This is a genomic window from Burkholderia sp. BCC1996 (genome assembly GCF_905339955.1).
In the GTDB taxonomy this organism is placed as follows: Bacteria; Pseudomonadota; Gammaproteobacteria; order Burkholderiales; family Burkholderiaceae; genus Burkholderia.
The window spans coordinates 217,614-243,019 of sequence record NZ_CAJPHM010000003.1 but is presented as its reverse complement, the minus strand read 5'-3'; the positions used below and the strand labels follow the sequence as shown (position 1 = coordinate 243,019).

General features: G+C 67.4%; 28 protein-coding genes. 6 read left to right on the top strand and 22 right to left on the bottom strand.

Annotated features, from left to right (window positions below):
* Positions 1-21: 21 nt before the first annotated feature.
* From U4Z64_RS05330 to U4Z64_RS05295, 8 genes are all read right to left on the bottom strand, one after another.
* Positions 22-861, bottom strand: coding sequence for an ABC transporter permease subunit (locus U4Z64_RS05330; RefSeq protein ID WP_044847895.1), 840 nt, complete (start codon positions 859-861; stop codon positions 22-24).
* A complete protein-coding gene (locus tag U4Z64_RS05325; RefSeq protein ID WP_321819472.1) occupies positions 858-1,844 on the bottom strand; it encodes an ABC transporter permease subunit in 987 nt (328 codons plus the stop codon). Before U4Z64_RS05325 ends, U4Z64_RS05330 begins: the two co-directional genes overlap by 4 nt.
* Before the next feature lie 10 nt (positions 1,845-1,854).
* Positions 1,855-3,009 carry an ABC transporter ATP-binding protein gene (locus U4Z64_RS05320; protein WP_124486635.1) on the bottom strand — a complete coding sequence of 385 codons (1,155 nt, stop codon included), beginning with the start codon at positions 3,007-3,009 and terminating at the stop codon, positions 1,855-1,857.
* Between the two features lie 188 nt (positions 3,010-3,197).
* On the bottom strand, positions 3,198-4,313 hold the full coding sequence (locus tag U4Z64_RS05315) for a polyamine ABC transporter substrate-binding protein (protein WP_124486634.1): 1,116 nt from the start codon (positions 4,311-4,313) through the stop codon (positions 3,198-3,200).
* Positions 4,314-4,375: 62 nt separating this feature from the next.
* On the bottom strand, positions 4,376-5,809 hold the full coding sequence (locus U4Z64_RS05310; RefSeq protein ID WP_044849098.1) for an aspartate aminotransferase family protein: 1,434 nt from the start codon (positions 5,807-5,809) through the stop codon (positions 4,376-4,378).
* A gap of 37 nt (positions 5,810-5,846) precedes the next feature.
* Entirely contained in the window at positions 5,847-7,184 is a 1,338-nt protein-coding gene (locus U4Z64_RS05305; RefSeq protein ID WP_044849097.1) for a glutamine synthetase family protein, read from the bottom strand.
* A 29-nt stretch (positions 7,185-7,213) separates the two neighbouring features.
* On the bottom strand, positions 7,214-7,999 hold the full coding sequence (locus U4Z64_RS05300; RefSeq protein WP_321819414.1) for a gamma-glutamyl-gamma-aminobutyrate hydrolase family protein: 786 nt from the start codon (positions 7,997-7,999) through the stop codon (positions 7,214-7,216).
* Positions 8,000-8,284: 285 nt separating this feature from the next.
* Complete coding sequence (locus U4Z64_RS05295) at positions 8,285-8,467, bottom strand: hypothetical protein (RefSeq protein WP_006402789.1); 183 nt, start codon at positions 8,465-8,467, stop codon at positions 8,285-8,287.
* Positions 8,468-8,935: 468 nt separating this feature from the next.
* Between U4Z64_RS05295 and U4Z64_RS05290 the strand changes: the two genes are divergently transcribed.
* Together U4Z64_RS05290 and U4Z64_RS05285 are read left to right on the top strand one after the other, a co-directional pair.
* Positions 8,936-9,487 carry a cupin domain-containing protein gene (locus U4Z64_RS05290; RefSeq protein ID WP_044849101.1) on the top strand — a complete coding sequence of 184 codons (552 nt, stop codon included), beginning with the start codon at positions 8,936-8,938 and terminating at the stop codon, positions 9,485-9,487.
* A gap of 89 nt (positions 9,488-9,576) precedes the next feature.
* Complete coding sequence (locus U4Z64_RS05285; protein WP_044849095.1) at positions 9,577-11,067, top strand: aldehyde dehydrogenase; 1,491 nt, start codon at positions 9,577-9,579, stop codon at positions 11,065-11,067.
* Positions 11,068-11,127: 60 nt separating this feature from the next.
* On the opposite strand, the gene U4Z64_RS05280 is transcribed toward U4Z64_RS05285, so the two are convergent.
* Positions 11,128-11,328: a heavy-metal-associated domain-containing protein gene (locus U4Z64_RS05280; protein WP_321800770.1), complete on the bottom strand. Its 201-nt coding sequence runs from the start codon at positions 11,326-11,328 to the stop codon at positions 11,128-11,130.
* Between the two features lie 333 nt (positions 11,329-11,661).
* Between U4Z64_RS05280 and U4Z64_RS05275 the strand changes: the two genes are divergently transcribed.
* Both U4Z64_RS05275 and U4Z64_RS05270 read left to right on the top strand, forming a co-directional pair.
* Positions 11,662-11,994 carry a cupredoxin domain-containing protein gene (locus U4Z64_RS05275; protein ID WP_321819413.1) on the top strand — a complete coding sequence of 111 codons (333 nt, stop codon included), beginning with the start codon at positions 11,662-11,664 and terminating at the stop codon, positions 11,992-11,994.
* 12 nt (positions 11,995-12,006) lie between these two features.
* Positions 12,007-12,843, top strand: a complete 837-nt coding sequence (locus tag U4Z64_RS05270; RefSeq protein ID WP_321812802.1) for an FTR1 family iron permease — start codon at positions 12,007-12,009, stop codon at positions 12,841-12,843.
* Between the two features lie 73 nt (positions 12,844-12,916).
* Here U4Z64_RS05270 and U4Z64_RS05265 read toward each other — a convergent pair whose 3' ends face one another.
* From U4Z64_RS05265 to U4Z64_RS05225, 9 genes are all read right to left on the bottom strand, one after another.
* Positions 12,917-13,135 carry a hypothetical protein gene (locus tag U4Z64_RS05265; protein ID WP_040142345.1) on the bottom strand — a complete coding sequence of 73 codons (219 nt, stop codon included), beginning with the start codon at positions 13,133-13,135 and terminating at the stop codon, positions 12,917-12,919.
* Entirely contained in the window at positions 13,135-13,590 is a 456-nt protein-coding gene (locus U4Z64_RS05260; protein ID WP_321819412.1) for a hypothetical protein, read from the bottom strand. Before U4Z64_RS05260 ends, U4Z64_RS05265 begins: the two co-directional genes overlap by 1 nt.
* A gap of 82 nt (positions 13,591-13,672) precedes the next feature.
* Positions 13,673-13,993 carry a DNA-binding transcriptional regulator gene (locus U4Z64_RS05255; RefSeq protein WP_321800544.1) on the bottom strand — a complete coding sequence of 107 codons (321 nt, stop codon included), beginning with the start codon at positions 13,991-13,993 and terminating at the stop codon, positions 13,673-13,675.
* Positions 13,986-14,351, bottom strand: coding sequence for a type II toxin-antitoxin system RelE/ParE family toxin (locus U4Z64_RS05250; protein ID WP_257773477.1), 366 nt, complete (start codon positions 14,349-14,351; stop codon positions 13,986-13,988). The genes U4Z64_RS05255 and U4Z64_RS05250 overlap by 8 nt, the downstream gene beginning before the upstream one ends.
* 107 nt (positions 14,352-14,458) lie before the next feature.
* Entirely contained in the window at positions 14,459-16,276 is a 1,818-nt protein-coding gene (glmS, locus tag U4Z64_RS05245) for a glutamine--fructose-6-phosphate transaminase (isomerizing) (RefSeq protein ID WP_321819411.1), read from the bottom strand.
* 53 nt (positions 16,277-16,329) lie between these two features.
* Positions 16,330-17,691 (bottom strand): bifunctional UDP-N-acetylglucosamine diphosphorylase/glucosamine-1-phosphate N-acetyltransferase GlmU, encoded by a 1,362-nt coding sequence (gene glmU, locus U4Z64_RS05240; protein ID WP_321819410.1) that lies wholly within the window; start codon positions 17,689-17,691, stop codon positions 16,330-16,332.
* A 135-nt stretch (positions 17,692-17,826) separates the two neighbouring features.
* Positions 17,827-18,822, bottom strand: coding sequence for a tRNA 2-thiocytidine(32) synthetase TtcA (gene ttcA, locus U4Z64_RS05235; protein ID WP_124486623.1), 996 nt, complete (start codon positions 18,820-18,822; stop codon positions 17,827-17,829).
* The gene (locus tag U4Z64_RS05230; protein ID WP_044849086.1) at positions 18,819-19,223 is read right to left on the bottom strand and encodes a dihydroneopterin aldolase; all 405 of its coding nucleotides are present in this window, start codon (positions 19,221-19,223) and stop codon (positions 18,819-18,821) included. Before U4Z64_RS05230 ends, ttcA begins: the two co-directional genes overlap by 4 nt.
* A gap of 78 nt (positions 19,224-19,301) precedes the next feature.
* Positions 19,302-20,045, bottom strand: coding sequence for an SDR family oxidoreductase (locus U4Z64_RS05225; RefSeq protein WP_321819409.1), 744 nt, complete (start codon positions 20,043-20,045; stop codon positions 19,302-19,304).
* A gap of 13 nt (positions 20,046-20,058) precedes the next feature.
* Between U4Z64_RS05225 and U4Z64_RS05220 the strand changes: the two genes are divergently transcribed.
* Both U4Z64_RS05220 and U4Z64_RS05215 read left to right on the top strand, forming a co-directional pair.
* On the top strand, positions 20,059-21,249 hold the full coding sequence (locus U4Z64_RS05220) for a class I SAM-dependent methyltransferase (protein WP_124520617.1): 1,191 nt from the start codon (positions 20,059-20,061) through the stop codon (positions 21,247-21,249).
* A 12-nt stretch (positions 21,250-21,261) separates the two neighbouring features.
* On the top strand, positions 21,262-21,456 hold the full coding sequence (locus tag U4Z64_RS05215; protein ID WP_044849083.1) for a DUF2905 domain-containing protein: 195 nt from the start codon (positions 21,262-21,264) through the stop codon (positions 21,454-21,456).
* 103 nt (positions 21,457-21,559) lie between these two features.
* Here the strand turns inward: U4Z64_RS05215 and U4Z64_RS05210 are convergent, their stop codons facing one another.
* The 4 genes from U4Z64_RS05210 to U4Z64_RS05195 all read right to left on the bottom strand — a co-directional run bounded on the left by U4Z64_RS05210 (position 21,560) and on the right by U4Z64_RS05195 (position 25,081).
* Entirely contained in the window at positions 21,560-21,781 is a 222-nt protein-coding gene (locus U4Z64_RS05210; protein WP_044849082.1) for a hypothetical protein, read from the bottom strand.
* 98 nt (positions 21,782-21,879) lie between these two features.
* Positions 21,880-22,788 carry a carbohydrate kinase gene (locus U4Z64_RS05205; RefSeq protein WP_321800559.1) on the bottom strand — a complete coding sequence of 303 codons (909 nt, stop codon included), beginning with the start codon at positions 22,786-22,788 and terminating at the stop codon, positions 21,880-21,882.
* On the bottom strand, positions 22,785-24,065 hold the full coding sequence (locus tag U4Z64_RS05200) for an AGE family epimerase/isomerase (protein WP_321819408.1): 1,281 nt from the start codon (positions 24,063-24,065) through the stop codon (positions 22,785-22,787). The genes U4Z64_RS05205 and U4Z64_RS05200 overlap by 4 nt, the downstream gene beginning before the upstream one ends.
* Positions 24,062-25,081, bottom strand: coding sequence for a LacI family DNA-binding transcriptional regulator (locus U4Z64_RS05195; protein WP_044846144.1), 1,020 nt, complete (start codon positions 25,079-25,081; stop codon positions 24,062-24,064). Before U4Z64_RS05195 ends, U4Z64_RS05200 begins: the two co-directional genes overlap by 4 nt.
* Positions 25,082-25,406 lie beyond the last annotated feature (325 nt).

The window sequence follows — 25,406 nt, the reverse complement described above, 5'->3', positions numbered from 1 at the left end:
CGATGAAAAGGGAAGCGGGCGTCAGGCCGCGGCGAACGCCGCCTTCATGTCGGCCACCCGGCGCCGTTCGCGCGCGATCATCATCTGGTTCACGACGATCACGCCGATGGTCACCGCGGTGATGAACAGCGTCGCCAGTGCGTTCATTTCCGGGTTCAGCCCGAGCCGCACGCGCGAGAACACCACCAGCGGCAGCGTGGTCGAGCCCGGCCCCGACAGGAACGCCGACAGCACCAGGTCGTCGATCGACAGCGTGAACGACAGCAGCCAGCCCGACAGCAGCGCCTGCGAGATCAGCGGCAGCGTCACCACGAAGAACACCTTCAGCGGCGTCGCACCCAGGTCGAGCGCGGCTTCCTCCAGCGACTTGTTCATCTCCTTCACGCGCGACTGCACGATGATCGCCACGTACGACACGCACAGCATCACGTGGCCGATCCAGATCGTCACCATCCCGCGGCCCTTCGGCCAGCCGAACATCTGCTCCAGCGCCACGAACAGCAGCAGCAGCGAGATCCCCTGGATCACCTCCGGAATCACCAGCGGCGCGTTGATCATCCCCGTGTACAGCGTGAAGCCCTTGAAGCGGCCGAAGCGCGCGAGCACGAAACCCGCCCACGTGCCGATCACGACCGACGCGGTGGCCGTCAGCAGGCCGATCTTCAGCGACAGCCACGCGGCGGTGAGCAGCTCGTCGTCCTGCCACAGCGCCGCGTACCACTTCAGCGAGAAGCCCGACCACACCGTCACCAGCTTCGACTCGTTGAACGAGTACACGACCAGGCTGATGATCGGGATGTACAGGAACAGGAAGCCGAAGGCGAGGACGCCCGTCGACAGCGGTTTGCTCGGCTTGATCATTTCGCTTCCTCCAGTTCCTTGACCTGGTAGTACTGGAACAGCGCCATCGGCACCAGCAACAGCAGCACCATCGCGACCGTCACCGCGGACGCCATCGGCCAGTCCATGTTGTTGAAGAATTCATCCCACATCACGCGGCCGATCATCAGCGTGTCGGCGCCGCCGAGCAGTTCCGGAATCACGTACTCGCCGACTGCCGGGATGAACACCAGCAGGCTGCCGGCGATGATCCCGTTCTTCGACAGCGGCAGCGTGATGCGCGTGAACGCGACCCACGGCTTCGCGCCGAGGTCGTAGGCGGCCTCGAGCAGCGTGAGGTCCATCTTCACGAGGTGCGCGTAGAGCGGCATCACCATGAACGGCAGGTACGAATAGACCATCCCGATGTAGACGCCCGCGTCGCTGTGATAGAGGCGCAGCGGCGTGTGGATGATGCCGAGCGCGATCAGCGTGTGGTTCAGGAGGCCGTCATCCTTCAGGATTCCGATCCATGCGTACACGCGGATCAGGAACGAGGTCCAGAACGGCAGCATCACGGCCATCATCAGCACGTTGCGCCGGCCCGGCTCCGAGCGTGCGATGTAGTACGCCATCGGGAATCCGATCAGCAGGCACAGCAGCGTCGACACGGCGGCCATCTTCAGCGAGCTGAGATAGGTCGCGATGTACAGGTCGTCCTGCAGCAGGAACGCGTAGTGCGACAGCTGCAGCGCGAAGTGCACGACGCCGTCCTTGATCTCGACGAGCGACGTGTACGGCGGGATCCCCATCACCTGGTCGGCGAAGCTGATCTTGAACACCAGCACGAACGGCAGCGCGAAGAAGATCACGAGCCACAGGAACGGCACGCCGATCGCGACGCCGCGGCCCGACGGCAGGAAGCGCGACAGCGCGGCGAAGCGGCTGCGGCGCTTCGAAGCCTGTGTCGTTGCGGTGGCACCGGTCGAAACCGGCGCGGACGGAGTGGAGGCGGAAGTTCTCATCATGTCGTCCTCACTGCGTCAGCACGACGCCGCTGGCCGGCGACCACGACACGAACACGTCGTCGTTCCACGCCGGCGCGCTGTCGTGCATCAGGTGCGAACTCGACAGGTTCGACACGACCGTCTTGCCGCTCGGCAAACGCACGTGATACAGCGAGTAGGCGCCCATGTAAGCGATGTCGGTCACCACGCCGCGCGCCCAGTTGTGATGCGAGCCCGGCTTCTCGCGCGATACGTGCACGCGCTCCGGCCGCACCGAGATGCCGACCGGCATCCCGAGCGGGCCGGTCACGCCGTGGCTCACGTACATGCGTGCCTCGAGGTCGTCGCTTTCGACGAAGATGTGATCGGGTTCGTCCTCGACCACGCGGCCTTCGAACAGGTTCGTCGAGCCGATGAACTCGGCCGAGAAACGGCTGTTCGGGTATTCGTACACTTCGCCCGGCGTGCCGATCTGCACGATCTTGCCTTCGCTCATCACCGCGAGGCGGCTCGCCATCGTCATCGCCTCTTCCTGGTCGTGCGTGACCATCACGCAGGTCACGTCGACCTTCTCGATGATGTTCACCAGTTCGAGCTGGGTCTTCTGGCGGATCTTCTTGTCGAGCGCGGACATCGGCTCGTCGAGCAGCAGCAGCTTCGGGCGCTTCACCAGCGAGCGCGCGAGCGCGACGCGCTGCTGCTGGCCGCCGGACAGCTGGTGCGGCTTGCGCTTCGCGTACTTGCTCATCTGCACCAGCGCGAGCGCGTCGGCCACGCGTTCCTTGATCTCGTTTTTCGGCGTGCCTTCCTGCTTCAGCCCGAACGCGACGTTCGATTCGACCGACATGTGCGGGAACAGCGCATACGACTGGAACATCATGTTGACCGGGCGGCGGTACGGCGGCAGCGACGCGAGGTCCTCGCCGTCGACGAAGATCTTGCCGGAGGTCGCCGTCTCGAGCCCGGCGAGCATGCGCAACAGCGTCGACTTGCCGCAGCCGGAGCTGCCGAGCAGCGCGAACAGCTCGTTCTTCGCGATCGTCAGGTTCACGTTGTCGACGGCCGTGCTGTCGCCGAACTTCTTCACGACGTTTTCGATGCGCACGAACGCGTCGTTCTTCGTGCGGGCCGCGGCGGCCGGTTGGGTGTGGCGTGCGGCAGCGGAAGAGGGTATCGATTGCATGGGAGTCACCATTCGTTCTTCACGGATTGCAGGCGTGAGCGTCCCCGCGCGAGGCGTACAACGCGACTCGCGGACAACGGCTCGTGCCGGATGGAACAGCGCGCGGTGCGCGCGGGCGGACGAAGCGTCCGCGGATCTCTGGCGGGCAGGCGTTCAGCCGATGCCTGCGCCGCCGTGATGGTTCGTGATCAGTGGCCCGTCTTCAGCTGCGCCCACAGACGGTTCTCGAGGCGCAGGATGTCGGCCGGCATCGGCTTCATCAGCACCATCTTCTTCAGCACGTCCTCGGGCGGATAGACGGTCGGATCCTGCGCGACGGCCGGCGTGACGAACGGGTGCGCGGCCTTGTTCGCGGTCGGGTAGAACACCGTGTTGGTGATCGCCGCGTTGACCTTCGGGTCGGACACGTAGTTGATCCACTTCAGCGCGGCCTCGGGGTGCGGTGCATCCTTCGGGATCACCATCACGTCGAACCACAGCAGGCCGCCTTCCTTCGGGTTCGAGAACTTGATGTCGTACGGGCGCTTCGCCTCCGACGAGCGGCGGTGCGCGATGCCGACGTCGCCCGACCAGCCGAGCACGACGCACACGTCGTTGTTCGCGAGGTCGTTGATGTAGCCGGACGAGTTGAACTGGGTGATGTACGGGCGGACTTTCTTCAGGACTTCGAACGCAGCCTGGTAGTCGCCGGGGTTCTTGCTGTTCGGATCCTTGCCCATGTACTGCAGCGTGGCCGCGAACACGTCGACGGCCTGGTCGAGGAACGACACGCCGCAGCTCTTCAGCTTTTCCATGTTGGCCGGGTCGAACACCAGCGCCCAGCTGTCGACGGGCGCCTTGTCGCCGAGCGCCTTCTTCACCGCCTGCGCGTTGTAGCCGATGCCGTCGGTGCCGTAGGCCCAGGGAACGCCGTACTGGTTGCCCGGATCGGCGTCCGAGATCATCTTCATCAGCAGCGGGTCGAGGTTCGCGAGGTTCGGGATCTTCGACTTGTCGAGCTTCTGGTACACGCCGGCCTGGATCTGCTTGGCCATGTAGTTCGAGGTCGGCACGACGATGTCGTAGCCCGAGCTGCCCGCCAGCAGCTTCGCCTGCAGCGTGTCGTCGCTGTCGTAGTTGTCGTACTTGACGTGGATGCCCGTCTGCTTCTGGAAGTTCGGGATCGTGTCGGGTGCGATGTAGTCGGACCAGTTGTAGACGTTCAGCTCGTCGGCATGCGCCGACGGACTGGCGACCGACGTGAACGCGGCCACCGCGGCAAGGGCCGCGATGGAACAGGCTTGGCGAAGAAAGCAGGCACGCATGGTGGAATTCCCCTGGGTTATGGCGGCGCGCGGCACCCGCCGCACGCCTGTAGGCAAAGTCGTTACGAAAGGCCCAGTTGCTGGGCGGTCGCATCGACGGCCTTCTTCGCCTTCGATACGAGTTCATCGATTTCCTGACGCGAAATCACGAGCGGCGGCGACAGCAGCATCCGGTCGCCGGTCGCGCGCATGATCAGGTTGCCGTTGAAGCAGAAGTCGCGGCAGATCGTGCCGACCTCGCCGCCGTTCGCGAAGCGGCGGCGTTCGGCCGGCGACTCGGCGAGCTGCAGGCTCGCGACCATCCCGTGGCCGTGCACTTCGCCGACGATCGGGTGACGCGCGAAGGTTTCGCGCATCAGCGCCTGGAAGTACGGGCCCGTGTCGTGCTTCACGCGCTCGACGATCCCTTCGTCGCGCAGCAGCTTGAGGTTCGCGACCGCCACCGCCGCCGCGACCGGGTGCCCCGAGTACGTGAGGCCGTGATTGAATTCGCCGTTGTCGATGATCGGGCGCGCGACGCGTTCGTGGATGCCCACCGCGCCCATCGGCACGTAACCCGAGGTGAGGCCCTTGGCCATCGTGATCAGGTCCGGCTCGAAGCCGAAGTGCTGGTGCGCGAACCATTCGCCGGTGCGGCCGAAGCCGCCGATCACTTCGTCGGCGACGAGCAGGATGTCGTACTTGCGGCAGATCCGCTGGATTTCCGGCCAGTACGTCGACGGCGGGAAGATCACGCCGCCCGCGCCCTGGAACGGCTCGCCGATGAACGCCGCGACGTTCTCCGCGCCGAGCTCTAGGATCTTCGCCTCGAGCTGCTGCGCGCGTGCGAGGCCGAACGCTTCGGGCGTCTCGCCGGCTTGGGCTTCGCCGAAGAAATACGGCTGGTCGATGTGCACGATGTTCTCGACCTTCGACGGCATCTGCTCGTGCATGTAACCCATCCCGCCGAGCGTGCCGCCCGCGATCGTCGAGCCGTGATAGCCGTTCTTGCGCGAGATCACGTATTTCTTCTGCGGCTTGCCCTGCACGCGCCAGTACTGGTGCACGAGACGCAGCACGGTATCGTTGCCTTCCGAGCCGCTGTTGCAATAGAAGAAGTGGTTGAAACCCGCGGGCGTCACTTCGGCGAGCATCGCCGACAGTTCGATTACCGGCGGGTGCGTGGTCTTGAAGAACGTGTTGTAGAACGGCAGTTCCTGGAGCTGGCGATATGCGGCATCGGCGAGTTCCTTGCGGCCGTAGCCGACGTTCACGCACCAGAGGCCGGCCATCCCGTCGATGACCTTGTTGCCGTCCGAGTCCCACAGATAGACGCCGTCGGCCTTCACGATCACGCGGCTGCCCGCGCGATTGAGCGCACCCATGTCCGAGAAGGGATGGATGTGGTGCGCGGCGTCGAGCGCGCGGTATTCGGCGGTCGAGCGTGCCTGCGTCGTGCGCGGTGCGGTGGCCGGCGCGGCGGGCTGGATCCAGGCAGATTCGTTGCGGTACGTCATGTTTCCTCCGTGATTCCGTATTCGGTCGTGCGCACGCTCACACGTGCAGCAGCAGATGGCGGCGTTCCCACGAACTGATCACGCGGAAGAACGCTTCGTATTCCGTTTCCTTCAGCGCGAAATACGCCTTCAGGAACTTGTGGCCGAGAATCTCGCCGAGCGGCTCGCACGCGGCCATCAGCGTGAGCCCTTCCTCGAGGTTGCGCGGCAGCTGGTACGGCAGCTCGTAGCCGTCGCTGACGAGCGGTTCGGTCGGCTCGAGACGCTGCGTCATGCCGAGATAGCCGGCCGCGAGCGTCGCCGCGAGCGCGAGGTACGGGTTGCAGTCGACGCCCGGAATCCGGTTCTCGATGCGGCGCGCGGCCGGGCCCGAGTGCGGGATGCGGAAGCCGACCGTGCGGTTGTCGTAGCCCCACTGCACGTTGATCGGCGCGGCCATGAAGCGCGACAGCCGGCGATACGAGTTGATGTACGGCGCGAAGATCGGCATCAGGGCGGGCGTGTACTTCTGCAGCCCCGCGAGGTAGTTGTAGAACAGCGAGGTCGCGCCGCCCGTTTCCGGCGACGTGAACAGGTTGCGGCCCGTTTCCTCGTCGACGATGCTCTGGTGCACGTGCATCGCCGAGCCCGGCTCGTTTTCCATCGGCTTGGCCATGAAGGTCGAGTACATGTTGTGGCGCAACGCGGCCTCGCGCACCGTGCGCTTGAACAGGAACACCTGGTCGGCCAGCGACAGCGCGTCGCCGTGCATGAAGTTGATCTCCATCTGCGCGGCGCCGACCTCGTGGATCAGCGTGTCGATGTCGAGGTTCTGCGCTTCGCAGTACTCGTAGATGTCCTCGAACAGCGGGTCGAACTCGTTGACCGCCTCGATCGAATACGACTGGCGTCCCGTCTCGGGGCGGCCCGTGCGGCCGACCGGCGGACGCAGCGGCAGGTCCGGGTCCTTGTTCATGTCGACCAGGTAGAACTCGAGCTCCGGCGCGACGACCGGCTTCCAGCCCTTCGCCTTGTAGAGGTCGAGCACGCGGCGCAGCACGTAGCGCGGCGAGATCTCGACCGGCGAGCCGTCGAAATGCACGCAGTCGTGGATCACCTGCGCGGTCGGATCGACGGCCCACGGGATCAGGCGAATGGTCGACGTGTCGGGCACGCACACCATGTCGGGATCGGTCACGCCGGTCAGCGAGCCGTCTTCCGGATAGTCGCCGGTGACGGTCTGCACCATCACGGCCTGCGGCAGCCGCATCGATTCGCCGGACGTGAACTTGTTGCGCGGCGTGATCTTGCCGCGCGCGATGCCGGCCATGTCGGGAATGATCGCTTCGATCTCGGTGATCCGGTGCTGCTTCAGAAAGTCTTCGATGTCTTGCATGTCTGTTCTCGTTATGTGGGTCGGCGCGCTCAGGCGAGCGCGGCGGCGGCCGTGGCACGTGTGCGGGCGTCGCGGCGCGCGCGGCATGCGTCGCCGAAGGCGCGGAAGATCGCGCTCGACAGCGGGTCATGCGCATGCCGCCATTCCGGGTGCCACTGCACGGCGAGGGCGAAGGCCGGGGCATCGACGACGCTGACGGCCTCGATCAGGCCGTCCGGCGCGACGGCTTCGACGGCGAGGCCGGAACCGAGCTGCGCGATGCCCTGCTTGTGCAGCGAGTTCACGTGCACGTCGTCGCGGCCGCCGGCGAGCGTGTGCAGCACGCCGCCGGGCGTCAGGCGCACGGCGTGCGCGGGGCCGTATTGCGTGTCCATCGGCGCGTCGTCGTCCTCGCGGTGATCGGCGAGGCCCGGCACGTCGTGCACGCGCTGATGCAGCGTGCCGCCGCAAACGACGTTCAGCTCCTGGAAGCCGCGGCACACGGCCAGCACGGGCACGCCCGCGACGATCGCCGCGCGCAGCAGCGGCAGCGTCGTCGCGTCGCGTGCGGGATCGTGCTTCGTGCCGGGCGCGCTCGGCTCGCCGCCATACAGGTGCGGCTCGACGTTCGAATAGCTGCCGGTAAACAACAGGCCGTCGACCGTCGAGAGCACGTCGTCGACCGACTGGCGATCGCCGAGCGCGGGCAGCACCATCGCGAGCGCGTGTGCGCCGTCGACGATCGCCGCGACGTACTTGTCGCCGACCGTGTGCGACGCATGTGCGCCGATCTGCGTGAAGTCGGCGGTGATGCCGACGAGGGGTTTCCTTTCCATGACGTCAATCAGTTGTCCGTAGGGCCGAGGCGTGCACGACGCGGGAAAACCGCAAAATGCAGGCGCGACACGACCCCGCAGCCTGGCGAAACGCGCAAGGCCGCTGGTGAATGGGCGCAACGGGTTCGCATGGCGATCCGCGCTGCGCGCGACGGTCAGGCCATCGTTCGTTTCGTTGTGCCGTGCGACGCGGCAATGGATGCGCGAACGCGTTCCGTCACCGCGCAGACGACGCGGCTGACGAACAGGCAGTTGAAACGAACGACGAGAAAAGGAGGAGAGGCGCTATGGCAGCAGCGACGCGACTTCGTCGGTATCGACGGCCACGAACGCGCGTGCGGAAACGGCGTTGTGACGGCGAACGGAACGACGGGACAGGATGGTGTAGATCGACAGATGCAGCAGGCGAGGACTATGCCAGCCGCAACTGCCATCGGAAGCGGGAGCAGCGCTGCGCAAACTTCGCACATCGCCTCGATCCCACCTCACCAGAGGGCCACGGACTCTCACGATTACACTCGACTGGTTTGTTGAAAGTATTGAACACCTGATCGTTTCGGCGCGCGAGGCGTTTAAAATAATCAAGGTGCCCGGCCTGCGTCATTTACATTGATGGGCATCAATTTTTACGTTGCAATAACGTTTTTCGGTGCCGATGAATGGCCAATGACGCTGACCTGAGAGCCAGCATATACGAGCCAAAAACGGCGTCAAATGTTTTTTGACGGTCTCGTGTCAGGGCTTTCCCGAGGCACTGCGAACAAAATATTCGTAAATGGAATGACGCGCGAGGTGTTCATTATTTCGAACGCCTTTCAGGGTTTTCCCCGCTGATGTGCGGCATAAAGTGATTAGAATATTCAACGGCTGCTCAATGCTGTCCAACGCGTCGTTTCACTTTTTCACCGCACTTCTATCGTGTCCGAAACCGAATCGATGTCCACCGAAGTCGCCGAGCGCCTGCGTTTCGTGCGCAACAAGCATGGCCTGTCGCAGCGCGAACTCGCGAAGCGGGCCGGCGTGACCAACGGCACGATCTCGCTGATCGAACAGGGGCGCGTGAGCCCGTCGGTCGGCTCGCTGAAGAAACTGCTCGAATGCATCCCGATGAGTCTCGCGGAGTTCTTCACGTTCGAGCTGGTCGAATCGCGCTCGGTCGTGTCGCGACGTGACGAGATGCCGAACCTCGGCAACGACGCGCTCGCGTTTCACCTCGTCGGCGCGGGCGTGAAGGACCGCAACATGTGCATCATGCGCGAGGTCTACCAGCCGCTCGCCGATACGGGGCCCGAGATGCTCGTGCACGCGGGGCACGAGGGTGGCGTGGTCGTGTCGGGCCGGCTCGAGCTCACCGTCGACGGCGCGACCTGGCTGCTCGACCCCGGAGACGGCTACTACTTCGAAAGCCGTTTGCCGCACCGTTTTCGCAATCCCAGCGCGGAACAACTCTGCGAGGTCGTGTCGGCCAATTCGCCGGCCACCTTCTGACCGCGCATCACCGCATTCGCCACCGCCGGCAGCGTTGCCGTTGCACGGCGTGCCGCAGCGCGAATGCCACAACCGTTGAGGCATCCTGAATGAACAAGTTGACTTTGGCTGACTGGCAGGACAAGGCGGCGTCGCTCGAGATCGAGGGACGCGCATTCATCGATGGCGCGTCGCGCGACGCGCACGGCGGCAAGACGTTCGACTGCGTGAGCCCGATCGACGGCCGCGTGCTCGCGAAGGTGGCCGATTGCGGCGAGGCCGACGTGAACGCCGCCGTCGCGGCCGCCCGCCGCGCGTTCGACGCCGGCGTGTGGGCCGGACTGAACCCGCGCGCGCGCAAGGCCGTGCTGCTGCGCTGGGCCGCACTGATGCGCGAGCATCTCGACGAGCTTTCGCTGCTCGAGACGCTCGACGCCGGCAAGCCGATCGGCGACACGACGACGGTCGACGTGCCGGGCGCCGCGTATTGCGTCGAGTGGTTCGCCGAGGCGATCGACAAGGTCGGCGGCGAAGTCGCGCCGGCCGACCATCATCTCGTCGGTCTCGTCACGCGCGAGCCGGTCGGCGTGGTCGCGGCCGTCGTGCCGTGGAACTTCCCGATCCTGATGGCCGCATGGAAGTTCGGCCCGGCGCTCGCGGCCGGCAACAGCGTCGTGCTGAAACCGTCGGAGAAATCGCCGCTGACCGCGATCCGCGTCGCGCAGCTCGCGTACGAGGCCGGCATCCCGGCCGGCGTGTTCAACGTCGTGCCGGGCGCGGGCGAACCGGGCAAGCTGCTCGCGCTGCATCGCGACGTCGACTGCATCGCGTTCACCGGCTCCACGGCAGTCGGCAAGCTGATCATGCAGTACGCCGCGCAGTCGAACCTGAAGCGCGCATGGCTCGAACTCGGCGGCAAGTCGCCGAACATCGTGCTGCCCGATTGCCCGGATCTCGACCGCGCCGCGCAGGCCGCGGCCGGCGCGATCTTCTACAACATGGGCGAGATGTGCACGGCCGGCTCGCGCCTGCTCGTGCATCGCGACATCAAGGACGCGTTCATCGAGAAGCTGGTCGCCGCCGCGCGTGCGTACGTGCCGGGCAACCCGCTCGATCCGTCGGTATCGATGGGCGCGATCGTCGACGGCATCCAGCTCGAGCGCGTGCTCGGCTACATCGACGCCGGGCGCAAGGAAGGCACGCTCGTCACGGGCGGTGCGCGCGTGAAGGCGGAGACGGGCGGCTTCTACGTCGAGCCGACGGTGTTCGAGGTGAAGCCCGATGCGAAGATCGCGCGCGAGGAGATCTTCGGTCCCGTGCTGTCGGTGATCGTGTTCGACGATGTCGACGAGGCGGTGCGGATCGCGAACGATACCGAGTACGGGCTGGCGGCGGCGGTGTGGACGTCGGACCTGACGACCGCGCACGACGTGTCGCGCCGGCTGCGGGCGGGCACGGTGTGGGTGAACTGCTACGACGAAGGCGGCGACATGAACTTCCCGTTCGGCGGCTACAAGCAGTCGGGCAACGGCCGCGACAAGTCGCTGCATGCGCTCGAGAAGTACACCGAACTGAAGTCGACGCTGATCCGGCTGCGCTGACGCGGCCGGTGTGCGGGCGCGGTGCCGACGGGCGCCGCGCCCGTGCTGCGCATGCGCGCGTCAAGCCGTGCGCAGCGCCGGGTGAAAGCCCGCGGCTTCGATGATCGACTGCACGCGTTCGGCGCCTTGCGCCGATTCGACCTTGACCGTCTTCGCGGCCACGTCGATGTCGAGCTTCGCAGCGGGGTCGACTGCCGTCACGGCACGCGTGATGGCGTTGGCGCAGCCGCCGCAGGTCATGTCCTGGACTTCGAATTCCATCGTGTTCTCCTGGGTTGGGTGGCGATTCACAAACGTCGCCAGCATGAAGCTTGCCATGGTGGGAAGGTCAAGCGATTCGTCGCGTTCGGCATCGTGGAAGCTGTTTGTAAATATGAAGTCAGACGAATCGTAATGCGCCGATGTACGTCAGTCGGAATTTTTCCCGATTGACGGTCGCGCATTGTCGGCGAAATCTGGCGGAGCCTTGCGCGACAAGGTGCGTGTCGCGTCGACGACGCCCGATGCCCATGCCGTCAGTAAGGGTACTTCGAGAGGGAAATGCGAATCGATCTTACTATCGGTTCCCCCTCGATATTTCATTTCGTTACCCATATGAATCGCTTCGCTTTCGGTTTCGCACTGGCCCTGCTGGGCGCATCGGCAACGTCCGCCTTCGCTGCCGACGACGTCGTCAACCTGGCCCTGAAGGACCACAAGTTCTCGCCCGACGGCGTGACGATTCCGGCCGGCAAGAAGGTGAAGTTCGTCGTGAAGAATCTCGACGCGACGCCCGCGGAATTCGAAAGCGACGATTTCAAGGCAGAGAAGGTCGTGCCGGCCGGCAAGTCGGTCGAGATCCTCGTCGGGCCGCTGAAGGCCGGCACCTACGAGTTCCACGACGAGTATCACGAAGCGCAGTCGAAGACGCACCTGACCGTCAAGTAAGCGGATATCGCCATGCTGTCTACTGCCCTGATCGTCTTTCGTGAAGTGCTCGAGGCCGCGCTGGTGGTCTCGATCGTGATGGCCGCCACGAATGGCGTGCCGCGGCGCGGCTGGTGGGTCGGCGGCGGGCTCGTCGGCGGCGTGATCGGCGCCGGCCTGATCGCCGCGTTCGCCGACGTGATCTCGCAGTGGGCATCCGGCATGGGGCAGGAAGTCTTCAACGCGGGCGTGATGTTCGTCGCGACGCTGATGCTCGCGTGGCATTGCATCTGGATGAGCCGCCACGGCCGCGAGATGGCGCTGCACATGGGCGAGGTCGGGCGGGCCGTCGCGGCCGGCAGCCGGCCGCTCACGGGGCTCGGGATCGTGGTCGGCGTCGCGGTATTGCGCGAAGGCTCCGAGGCCGTGCTGTTCCTGTACGGCATCGCGGCGGGCGATCCGGGACAGACGCCGCAGATGATCGTCGGCGGGCTGCTCGGCGTGCTGGGCGGCGCCGGGCTCGGTTATGCGATGTATGCGGGCCTGCTGCAGATTCCGCTCAAGCGCCTGTTTTCCGTCACCAATGCGCTGATCGTGCTGCTCGCGGCAGGGATGGCGAGCCAGTGCGTCGGCTTCCTGCTTGCCGCGGGCCTCGTGCCGTCGTGGGGCGACGCGGTCTGGGATACCTCGTGGCTGCTCAAGGAAACGAGCATCGTCGGCAAGGCGCTGCATACGTTGATCGGCTATACCGCGCGTCCGGCGGGGATCCAGATCGCCGCGTACGTGGTCACGCTGGTTGCGATCGTCGTGCTCGCGCGGCTCGTCGGCCGGCCCCGGACGGTCGTGCCGCCGCCGCGGCCCGTCGCCTGAGCGGGCTGGGCCGAATGCAAAAAGGGGCGTCGTGGACGCCCCTTGTTACTTGCGTTGACGGTTCGCGCTCCGTTCAGCGATGGCTGTCGATCCACGCGCGGGCCCATTCGAGCCCCGCTTCGCGTGCTTCGTCCTCGGTATCGAACACGCCGAGCACGCCCGACGCTTCGACGAGCCGGTTGTTCTGTGTGATCGTGCCGCTCGCCGCGAAGCGCTCGGGCTGCAGGATTTCGTCCTGCTGCAGGATCGAATGGCCCCAGATCTGGTAGCCGTGATAGGTCTGCGCTTCCATTATCGCGTCACCTCCGCGGAACGGCGGCTCGCGCCGACGCGCAGCACGTTGCCGTCCGGCGTGTATTGCCGCGGGATATCGGAGTAGCCGAGTGCGTGCGGCGTGTCGGGCACGGTCGGCTGCATCACGGTGAGCCGGCCCGGTGCGGGCTGCGCGACCGGGCGCGGCGCGGCGGGCGCATCGACCGTCGCGGCGGTCGGTCGATGCGGCGCGGCTTTCATGGCTTGTGCGACGCGGCGCTTGTGCGGCTTGACGGCGACCTTCGGCTGCACGCTCGCGTGCTTTTCCGCGGTCTTGTTGCCGGCATGCGCGTCGGCGGCCGCGCGCGGGGTCGGCGTACGTGCCGCCGGCACGCGCGCCTCGGGCGGGTTCCAGACTTCGACGTAATGCTCGGTCGCCCAGCCCGTCGACGCGAAGCTCAGCGCCAGCAATCCGCATCCAAACAGTCTTACCATGGTCTCTCCGTCATCTTGCTTGCGGCTTGCGTCGTGTTGCGGTGCCGGCGGCGGCCGCTCATCGGCGTTCGGGGAACGCGGTTCAGGAAAATACCTCGAGCCCGTGCTTCTCGACGATCTGCAGCATGCGCGCGGCGATGCCGCTCGGCCGCTTGTCGCCCTGTTCCCATTGGCGGATCGTCGACGTCGTCGTGTTCAGGTAGAGCGCGAACACGCTCTGGCTGACGTTGACCGACTTGCGGATGCGGGCAATTTCTTCCGGATCGAACTTCGGCGCCGCTTCGATGCATAGTGCGTCGTATTCGCGCATCGTCTTCTTGTCGATCAGCCGTGCGCGATAGAGGCCCGACGCGGCGCTGTGGACCGCCTCCGTCGCGTCGCTCTTGAATCGGCTCTTAGCCATTGCAAATCTCCACCCACTCGTTCAGTGCGACCAGTGTCGCGATGTCGACGTCGGTGCGCCGACCGACGTCCGCAGCGAGCTTTTTGAAGGCGCGCAGTTCGCGAGCATCGATGTCGTCACGGTCGCGCTTCGCGAACAGGAACACGAACACCCACGTATGCCCGAGCTTGCCCAGCACGATGCCGCGCTGCCGATTTCCGTCCAGGCGCTTTTTCCAGACGTTGCCGCCGAGATCGACGCCCTGGCCCCGCGCCAGCTCGCGCACCGCGCGGCACAGTTCGCCATCGGCGATTCCCGCTTTTCCTGCTGCCTTGTGAAACCACTTCGTCTTGAATACGCGTCGTACGGAAGCAGACATGTCGAGCCAGTCGAGTTAGCACAGGATTATATACCACTACGTGGTACATATTTCGACCTGGCCGAATGGCCTGCTTCCCGCCGCTACGCAGCCCGGACGGGCCGGCGTTACTCCACCGTCACCGACTTCGCGAGGTTGCGCGGCTTGTCGACGTCGGTGCCGCGCGCGCACGCGGTGTGATACGCGAGGAGCTGCAGCGGCACGACGTGCAGGATCGGCGACAGCTGGCCGTAGTGTTCCGGCATCCGGATCACGTGCAGGCCGTCGTCGTTGACGATCTGCGTGTCGGCATCCGCGAACACGTACAGCTCGCCGCCGCGCGCGCGCACTTCCTGCATGTTCGACTTCAGCTTCTCGAGCAGCGTGTCGTTCGGCGCGACCGTGACGACCGGCATCGCTTCCGTGACGAGCGCGAGCGGGCCGTGCTTCAGTTCGCCGGCCGGATAGGCCTCCGCGTGGATGTACGAGATTTCCTTCAGCTTCAGCGCGCCTTCGAGCGCGATCGGGTAGTGCAGCCCGCGGCCGAGGAACAGCGCGTTTTCCTTGCGCGCGAATTCCTCCGACCACGCGATGATCTGCGGCTCGAGCGCGAGCACGCTGTTCAGCGCGGCCGGCAGGTGGCGCAGCTCCTTCAGGAATTGCGCTTCCTGCGCGGCGTCGACGTGCCCGCGCAGCTTGCCGAGCGTCGCGGCCAGCACGAACAGCGCGACGAGCTGGGTCGTGAACGCCTTGGTCGACGCGACGCCGATCTCGGTGCCCGCGTGCGTGAGGAACTGCATCTCGGTGAGGCGCACCATCGCGCTCGTCGCGACGTTGCACACCGCGAGCGTGTGCGTGTGGCCGAGCGACTGCGCGTGCTTGAGCGCGGCGAGCGTGTCGGCCGTCTCGCCCGACTGCGAGATCACCAGCACGAGCTGGCGCGGGTTCGGCACCGACTCGCGGTAGCGGTATTCGCTCGCGATCTCGACCTGGGTCGGAATCTTCGCGATCGATTCGAGCCAGTACTTCGCGGTGAGGCCCGAGTAATAGCTCGTGCCGCACGCGAGGATCAGCAGGCTGTCGATGTCCGCGAACGCGGCGGGCGCCGCGTCGCCGAACAGCGTCGCGTCGAACGCTTCGGTTTGCGGCACCGTGTCGCTGATCGCGCGCGGCTGCTCGAAGATTTCCTTCTGCATGAAGTGGCGATACGGGCCCAGCTCGACCGCGCCGCCGTACGCGCTGACCAAGCGGATCTCGCGCTGCGCGAGCGCGCCGTGGCGGTCGACGATCTTCACGCCGTCGAGCGACAGCTCGCACACGTCGCCTTCCTCGAGGAACGTGAAATGGTCGGTACTGCCGGCCAGCGCCAGTGCGTCGGAGGCGAGGAAGTTCTCGCCGTCGCCGTGGCCGACGACGAGCGGCGAACCCTGGCGCGCGCCGACGACGATGTGCGGCTGGTCCTTGTGGGTCACCGCGATCGCATACGCGCCGTGCAGCTGCTGCACGGCTTCGCGCACGGCCTCGAACAGATTGCCGCGATACAGGCTGTGCACGAGGTGCGCGATCACTTCGGTGTCGGTCTGCGACACGAATTCGTAGCCCTTCGCGCGCAGCGCGTCGCGCAGCGTCTCGAAGTTCTCGATGATGCCGTTGTGCACCAGCGCGAGCGCGTTCGACGAGAAGATCGGGTGTGCGTTGTGCGTGACGGGCGCGCCGTGCGTCGCCCAGCGCGTGTGCGCGACGCCGGTCGTGCCGGCGAGGTGCGATTCCTGCACCTGCGCGTCGAGATCGGCGACGCGTGCGACGCTGCGCGCGCGCTTCGGCGCATCCGGCTCGAGCACGGCGACGCCGCACGAGTCGTAGCCACGGTATTCGAGGCGCCGCAATCCTTCGATCAGCACCGGAACGATATTACGCTGCGCAACTGCGCCGACTATGCCGCACATGAAAATCTACCCTCTCAATGTGGATACGGACGCCGCGCGGCGCCCGCATGATGTTAATTTTTCTTCTTGACCGGTCGGACGTAGCCGCTTTTCGCGGTCTGCGTCTTCTCGTTCAATGCGAGGACGCCCTCGGCGACGTCCTTCCAGATCGTCGTGCCGGCCGCGATCGTCACGCCGCGGCCGACGCGCACCGGCGCGACGAGCTGCGTGTCCGAGCCGACGAACACGTCGTCCTCGATCACGGTGCGGAACTTGTTCGCGCCGTCGTAGTTGCAGGTGATCGTGCCGGCGCCGATGTTCACGCGCGCACCGATGTCGGCGTCGCCGATGTAGGTCAGGTGGTTCGCCTTCGAACCGTGGCCGATCACCGCGTTCTTCACCTCGACGAAGTTGCCGACGTGCGCTTCGTCCGCGAGCTGCGCGCCCGGGCGCAGCCGCGCGTACGGGCCGATCACGGTGTTCGCGCCGAGTTCGGCGCCGTCGATGTGCGTGAACGCGTCGATGCGCGTGCCCGCGCCGATCGACGCGTTGCGGATCACGCAGTTCGCGCCGATCGTCACGTTGTCGGCGAGCGTCACGTTGCCTTCGAACACGCAGTTCACGTCGATCGACACGTCGCGGCCGCACCGGAGCGTGCCGCGCACGTCGAGGCGCGCCGGATCGGCGAGCGTGACGCCGTCGACGAGCAGCGCATCGGCGACGTTGCGCTGATGGATGCGCTCGAGTTCCGCGAGCTGCGCCTTGCTGTTCACGCCGAGCGTTTCCCAGTCCTCGTCGGGCTGCGCCGTGACGATCTCGAAGCCGGCCTCGATCGCGAGTTCGACGACGTCGGTCAGGTAGTACTCGCCCTGCGCGTTCTCGTTCTTCAGCGCGCCGAGCCACATCGACAGCTGGGCCGTCGGCGTGACGATGATGCCGGTGTTGATCTCGGCGATCTTCAGTTGCTCGGGCGACGCATCCTTCTGCTCGACGATGCGCGTGACGAAGCCGGACGCGTCGCGCACGATGCGGCCGTAGCCGGTCGGATCGTCGAGCGTGACCGTCAGAATCCCGTAGCGGCCCTCGCGCGCGGCGTCGACCAGACGCCGCAGCGTCGACGCGCGGGTGAGCGGCACGTCGCCGTACAGCACCAGCGTCGGTTGCGCGGGATCGAGCAGCGGCAGCGCCTGGCGCACCGCGTGGCCGGTGCCGAGCTGCTCGGCCTGTACCGCGAACTGGACGTCGGGCGCGGCGACGGCGGCCTGGACCTGCTCGGCGCCATGACCGACGACGACGACGAGCCGCGACGGCTGCAGCGTGCGCGCGGTGGCGATGACGTGGGAGAGGAGCGGCCTGCCGGCCAGGGGGTGGAGCACTTTCGGCAGCGCGGAACGCATGCGCTTGCCGGTGCCTGCCGCCAAAATCACGATATTCATGGCGCCAGCTTGTCAGAGGAGTTCGAAGCCGTCCATTTTAGCATGCGGCCCCTGGCGTTCCGGGCCTGTCGTGACGGGGCGACAGTGCCGGAAAGGGGGCTTGCGCCCCCGCGCCGGCGCATGTTCCCGCCCTGCTCACAGGTCGTCGAACTGGACGATCGAGATCGGTTTCGCGGCACCCGGCACGGCGGTGTCTTCTCCGGACGCGCACGGCTCCTCGTCGAACGCGATGTCGCCCTGCGGATCGGCTTCTCCGGTCGCGCGCAGCGACGCGAACGGGAACTGGGTCGTATCCATCAGGTGCGACGGCACAACGTTCGCGAGCGCGCTGAACATGTTGTCGACGCGGCCCGGGAAGCGCTTGTCCCATTCGCGGATCAGCGCCTTCATTTCCGCGCGCTTCAGGTTCGGCTGGCTGCCGCACAGGTTGCACGGGATGATCGGGAATTCGCGCAGCTCCGCGTATTTCTCGAGATCGGTTTCCTTCACGTACGCGAGCGGGCGGATCACGACGTTCCGGCCGTCGTCCGATTGCAGCTTCGGCGGCATCCCCTTCAGCTTGCCGCCGTAGAACATGTTGAGCAGCAAGGTTTGCAGGATGTCGTCACGGTGGTGGCCGAGCGCGATCTTGGTCGCGCCGAGCTCGCCCGCCACGCGGTACAGGATCCCGCGGCGCAGCCGCGAGCACAGCGAGCAGGTCGTCTTGCCTTCGGGCACGAGCCGCTTGACGATGCTGTAGGTGTCCTGGTTCTCGATGTGGAACGGCACGCCGACCTGCGTCAGGTACTCGGGCAGCACGTGCTCGGGGAAGCCCGGCTGCTTCTGGTCGAGGTTGACCGCGACGATGTCGAAGTCGATCGGCGCGCGCTCGCGCAGGCGCAGCAGCACGTCGAGCATCGCGTAGCTGTCCTTGCCGCCCGACAGGCACACCATCACCTTGTCGCCCTGCTCGATCATGTTGTAGTCGCCGATCGCCTGGCCGACCTGGCGCACGATCCGCTTGAACAGCTTGTTGTTCTCGTACGCTTCCTTCTGCTCGCGGCGCGTCAGCGCGCGGCGGCCGGTGTCGGCGACGGTGGCTTCGATGGCGGCGCCATCGGCCGCCGTGTCGTTCATGTGGGGGGCGTTCATGCGCGCTCCTCGTCCTTGATGCGAAAGACTTCGACGCCGACGGCGTCGCAGTCCGGATAGGCGTCCGGTTTCTCGGTACAGACGCGTACCGCGCGCACGGTGTCGTGCGCCAGCAGGTTCGCGGCGATCGCGTCGCACAGCGTTTCCTGCAGGTGGATGTGGCCGCGCGCCAGGCACTGCGCGACGCTCTGCTTCATCAGGTCGTAGTCGACGACTTCATGCAGCCGGTCGTCGACGGGGGTGGACAGCGCGAGCGGCACGAACAGGTCGATGTTGATGACGACGCGCTGCTCGCCGCGCTTCTCGTGTTCGAAGGCCCCGATGTTGATGTGCACCTCGTAGTCGCGCAGGTAGAGCCTGCGGCAGTCCGCGAGGCGGGGGTGCAGGAGAGCGGAAAACATGGTCGTCCCAGTCAAATTGGCGTGCACGCACGCAAAGCGGCGCGGGCGGCGGCGGTCGGGCCGCGCGCTCCGCGCAGTTCAGTCATTCGGGCCGGCGGCGGGCGGCACCAGGTGCTCGCCGCCGTCGACGGTCAGCGTCGCGCCCGTGACGCCGGGCGCGCTCGCGAGATAGCAGGCCGCCGCCGCGATGTCATTCGCGTGCGGCGCGTGGCCGCGCACGAGCGCCGCGACGCGCACCTTCGGCGCCAGCGCCAGCGCGAGCGCCGAGGTCGCGCGGTTCAGCGCGGCCTGCATCAGCGCGTGCGACAGCTGCGCCGGCGCCGGGTGAAACAGGGCCTGATCCAGCACGTGAATCGCGCAGGCGCGCAGCGATTCGTCGTCGCGCGCGGCATCGGGCGTCGCGTCGGCGAGCGCGCGGGCCAGCGCGAGCGGCGCCGTCACGTTGCGCGCGAGCGCGCCGGCGAGCGACGCGCCGTCCACGGTATGCGCGTCGTCGGTGCCGGCGCAAGCGCTCACGAACACCGCACAGGCGGGCCGGCCGAGCGCCGCGCCGCACGCGGCAACGAGCGCGGCCGCATCGGCTTCCAGGGCCAGATTGGCGTCGAGCACGGCCGCGCGGCGGCCCAGTGCGGCGACTTCGGCGACCAGCGCGTCGCCAGCCGCGCGCGGCGCGCCGGGGCTGCGCTGCAGCGCGACGTCCCAGCCGCGCTGCGCGAATCCGGTCGCGAGCGCGCGGCCGAGCGACGCGGCGTCGGCCGCGCTGCCCAGCGCGCCCGCGACGAGCGCGATGCGCGGGGGCGACGTATCGGCTGAAACGGTCATTTACAATGCCGGGATGAACCCGAAAGCTCACGAACCCGCTAGTTTACCTGCTCCCGGCCCTGACGCGCTCGCGCAGTCCGAAACCCTCGCCGCGCAACTGCGCGACGAGATCGCGGCGGCCGGCGGCTGGCTGCCGTTCGACCGCTTCATGGAGCGCGCGCTGTACGCGCCCGGCCTCGGCTATTACAGCGGCGGCGCGCGCAAGTTCGGGCGCCGCGCCGACGACGGCAGCGACTTCGTGACGGCCCCCGAGCTGTCGCCGCTGTTCGCGCAGACGCTCGCGAATCCCGTCGCCGACGCGCTCGCGGCGAGCGGCACGCGCCGCGTGATGGAATTCGGCGCGGGCACCGGCAAGCTCGCGGCCGGGCTGCTCGCGGCGCTCGATGCGCTCGGCGTCGAGCTCGACGAATACCTGATCGTCGACCTGTCCGGCGAACTGCGCGAACGGCAGCGGGACACGATCGCGGCGGCTGCGCCGGCGCTCGCCGGGAAAGTACGCTGGCTCGACGCGCTGCCCGAGCGCTTCGACGGTGTCGTGGTCGGCAACGAGGTGCTCGACGCGATGCCGGTGCGCCTCTTCGCGAAGGCGGGCGGCGCGTGGCGCGAGCGCGGCGTCGCGCTCGACGCGCGGCACGCGTTCGTGTTCGACGACCGGCCCGTGGGCGCGGCCGGCCTGCCGCCGGTGCTCGCGACGCTCGACGTCGACGACGGCTACGTGACCGAAACACATGAAGCCGCGCTGGCGTTCACGCGCACCGTGTGCACGATGCTCGGGCGCGGCGCGGTGCTGCTGGTCGACTACGGCTTCCCCGCGCACGAGTACTACCACCCGCAGCGCGACCGCGGCACGCTGATGTGCCACTACCGCCACCACGCGCACGACGACGCCTTCCTGTACCCGGGCCTGCAGGACATCACCGCGCACGTCGAATTCACCGGCATCTACGACGCGGGCGTCGCGACCGGCGCGGACCTGCTCGGCTACACGTCGCAGGCGCGTTTCCTGTTGAACGCGGGCATCACCGACGCGCTCGCCGCGATCGATCCGTCCGACATCCACCAGTTCCTGCCGGCCGCGAACGCGGTGCAGAAGCTGATCTCGGAAGCCGAGATGGGCGAGCTGTTCAAGGTGATCGCGTTCTCGCGCGGCATCGACGGCACGCTCGACGCGTTCGCGCGCGGCGACCGCTCGCACGCGCTCTGACCGGAGCACGGGATGCTGCGCTGGCTGATGGCGTCGTTCGTCGCGGTGATGATCCTGACGCGCTGCTGGCCGTGGCTCGGCAAGTTCGGCATCGGGCGGATGCCGGGCGACGTCACGCTGACGCTCGGCGGGCGGCGTTATCCGTTCCCGTTCATGTCGACGCTGGTGCTGACGATGCTGGTGTCGGTGGTGGCGCGGCTGCTCTGAGTCGCGCCGAAGACGGCGCGTCGCGGTCCGGCCGCGGCGCGCACGTGACGGGTTCGGCGCGGGGCAGTTCGTGCATGACGGCTCGTGCATTTAAGCTCGCGCATCACAGCTCTATTTCGCCGAGGATCCGGTGCGCGAGCGCCTTCGCCTCGTCGAACGCCTCTTCCTCGCTCGGACTCGTCGTGTGGACGTCGTAGCGCACGTTCTCCGTCTCGTCGCCGTCGTCCCGGGCGAGGATCACGTAGCCCTGGAACTGTCCGTTGGCGGCGTGCTGCGTATGCGCCTTGGCCGTGTAGATGCCCTTCGTGAACGTGTTCGTGTCCATCGTGCCTCTCCCGCAATAGGACACTTCATCGTAGCACTGCGGCGCAGCATGTACAGCGCCGCATATCGGCGACCGATCAGCGCGCCGTCATCATCCCGTCACCCTTCGAGCAGCGCGACGACCTCGTCGAGCGTCGGCGCGTGCGCGCCCGTGTGCCGGCATGCGGCGGCGCCCGCCGCGAGCGCGAACGCGAGATGCTCGCGCCACGACCGCTGCGGGGCGGCCATCAGGCTGAACAGCATGCCGCCGATCGACGCGTCGCCGGCGCCGACGGTGTCGACCACCTCGACGCGCGGCGGGCTGGCCTCGAGCACGTCGCCGTCCGCGTACAGCGTCGCCGCCTGCGCGCCGCGCGTGACGAGCACGGCCGCGCGCGGATTCAGCGCGCGCACCGCCGCGACCGCGTCGGGGCCGTCGCCGCCGAACAGATGGCGCAGGTCCTCGTCGGAGACCTTGATCAGGTCGGCGAGCGCGGCCATCTTCTCCAGCGTCGGCCGGTACGCGGCCGTCATCAGGTTCCGGTAGTTCGGATCGAAGCTGATCTTCACGCCGCGCGCGTGCAGGTCGGCCGCGAGCGCGACGAGCGTGCCCGCGAGCGGCTCGCGCACCAGGCTGATGCAGCCGAAGTGCGCCCATTTCACGTGGCCGGCCCAGCCGGCCGGCAGCCGCGCCGGGTCGAACGCGAGGTCCGCGCTCGCTTCGCCGATGAAGAAGTACGCGGGCGGCCGCGTCTCATGGACGATCGCCAGCAGCGGCGCACGCGGGACCCGCTGCAGGAAGCGCAGGTCGAGCCCGGCGGCCTCGCTGGTGCGCCACAGCACGTCGGAGAAGCAGTCCTCGCCGATCGCGCCCGCGAGCGCGCTCGGCAGGCCGAGCCGCGCGACCGCGCGCGCGACGTTCCAGCCGGCGCCGCCCGGCACCGAGGTCCACTGCGCGTCGCCTGCGCGCACCATGTCGGTCAGGATGTCGCCCGCCGACACGAAGGCCGGAAAGGTGCCGCCGCTCATTGCGTCGGCTCGCTGCGCGCCGCGCGCGCGAGGGTCGCGAGCACGTCGTAGCACGCGCCCATCGTGTGATAGTCGGTCTTGCCGGCCGGGCTTTTCTCGTCGCTGTACTTGCGGTTGTCGCAGGTGAGGATCCGGTACCACGCGCCGTAGCGGTGATCGACGAAATGCGCCCAGCTGTAGCGCCAGATCTCGTCGTACCAATCCCAGAAACGCTCGCTGCCGGTGCGCGCGCCGAGCATCGCGGCCGCCGCGAAGGTCTCCGCCTGCACCCAGAAATACTTGTTGTGGTCGCAGATCGTGAAGTCGGGGCCGAAGCCGTAGCAGAGGCCGCCGTGATCGGCGTCCCACGCGTGCGTGAGCGCCGCGTCGAACAGCTCGGCCGCGCGCGGCACGAGCCAGTCGAGCGGACGGTGCCGCTCCAGGATCAGCAGCAGCTTCGCCCATTCGGTCTGGTGCCCGGGCTGGAAGCCCCACGGACGGAAGATGTTCGAGCTGTCTTCCTTGTTGTAGTCCCAGTCGACCGACCAGTCCGCGTGGTAGTGCTCCCACACGAGGCCGCCCGACAGCGCGGCCTGGCGCTGCGTGATGTGGGTCGCGAGCTTTTCCGCGCGATCGAGGTAGGTGAGGTGGCCGGTCGCCTCGTATGCCGCGAGCAACGCTTCCGTCATGTGCATGTTCGCGTTCTGGCCGCGGTACGACGACACGATCCAGTTCGGCGTCGCGTCGTCCGCGTAGAGGCCGGCGGCCGCATCCCAGAAGCGGTGTTCGGCGAGCTCGTAGGTCGACGCGATCAGCGCGCGCGCTTCGTCGATGCCGGCCATCGTCGCGTGCGCGGCGGCCAGCAGCACGAACGCGAGCCCGTAGCAATGGCGCGTGCCGTCGAGCGTCGCGTGCTTCGTGCCGTCGCGCCAGTCGAGCTCCCAGTCGTAGCCTTGCAGCGCTTCGTCCCAGTGCGCGTCGCGCAGGAAGCGCAGCCCGTGGCGCGCGTAGTCGAGATGGCGCGGATCGCCGAAATGCCGGTACGCCATCGCGTAGTTGAAGACGAACCGGCAGCTGCTGACCAGATGCCGCGACGTGCGGTTGTAGACGCTGCCGTCGTCGCGGAAATAGTGGTGGAAGCCGCCCGTCGGGTCGAACGCGTTTGTCGCGTAGAACCGCAGCGTGTCCTCGACGTGCGACAGCAGGAACGACGGATCGCGGAAGCTCGCGACGAACGGTGCCGCTTGCGCGTGGTTGGCCGGCGTGGCCGTGCGGGATTGGGCCGGGGGCATGTTCATGATTCGGTGACCGTGGCGGTATCGAGCGCCGGTGAGCCGGCGGGCTGGCTGCTGGCCCGTACGATCAGCTCGACGGGCAGGGAGATCTCGGTGCGCTCGGGGGCTTCCGCGAGCAGCAGTTCGACGCCGCGGCGGCCGAGCGCTTCCTTGTCGACGGCGAGCGTCGTGAGCGGCGGGTTCGCGTGCGCGGCGGCCGGGATGTCGTCGAAGCCGACGATCGCGATGTCTTCCGGAATCCGCACGCCGCGCGCGAGGCACACGCGCTGCGCGGCCAGCGCGGCGGCGTCGTTGTACGCGAACACGGCGTCCGGGCGCGGGCCCGGCGCGTCGAGCAGCTGCTGCATCGCCCGCGCGGCGCCGGTGTCGGGGTCGAGCCCGGCGTCGATCGTCACTTCGTACGCGGGATCGAACAGCCGCCCGGCCTCGAAGAACGCGCGCCGGTAGCCGATCGCGCGCTGCGCGATGCTGTAGTGCGCGGCCGAGCCGCCGATGAACGCGATCCGCGAGCGGCCGATCGCGAGCAGGTGGCGCATCGCGAGCGCCGCGCCCGTCGCGTTGTCGATGTTCACCGAGCGCAGGCCGGGCGCCCACAGGTCGATCAGCACGAGCGGCCGGCCAGTCGCGGCGAGCGCCTCGATCGTCTCGGGCTCGATGAAGCCGGCCACCGCGATCGCGTCGGGCGCGTGCGGGCGCATCTGGCGCAGCACGTCGTCGTTCGGGCCGACCGTGAGCAGCGTCGGCACGATGCCGCGCTCGCGGCACGCGTCCTCGACGCCGTGCAGCACGTGCGAGAAGAACGGGCTGGCGGGAAAGCGGTTGTGCTGGCGGTGCAGCAGGAAGGTGAGCCGGCGGATGCGCGGCCGCAACTGGGCCGGGTCGTAGCCGAGCCGCTGCGCGATCTCGACGATGCGCGCTCGCGTGGCTTCGGACAGGCCCGGCTGGTTTTTCAGCGCGCGGGAGACGGTGCCGATCGAGACCTCTGCCGCCCGCGCTACGTCGCGAATGGTGGTGCCCATCGTTCGGGATCCGGTTTGTTTAGGGTGACGGCGATTGTATAGTAAACGCGGCGCCTAATTCGGGCCGGATAACCGGGGAATACCCGGAAATAGCGGGTTTTTGCGAGCTAATCTGCGAAAACGCCGTTACTAAAAATACTAAACAAAACGCGGAAAAGGCAAGGTGATCACGCGGAATGTGGCGGTGCCGGCAGGTGGAGCGTCGGGGCACGTTCCGCTGCCCGGCGTGAACGGGGCCGGCGGGGCGATCGGCCGGCGCTTGCCGGGGCGCGGCCCGGCCGGGCCGGCGCGGCACCGGCAACGTCGCTCGGGCAGGTTGGCGACC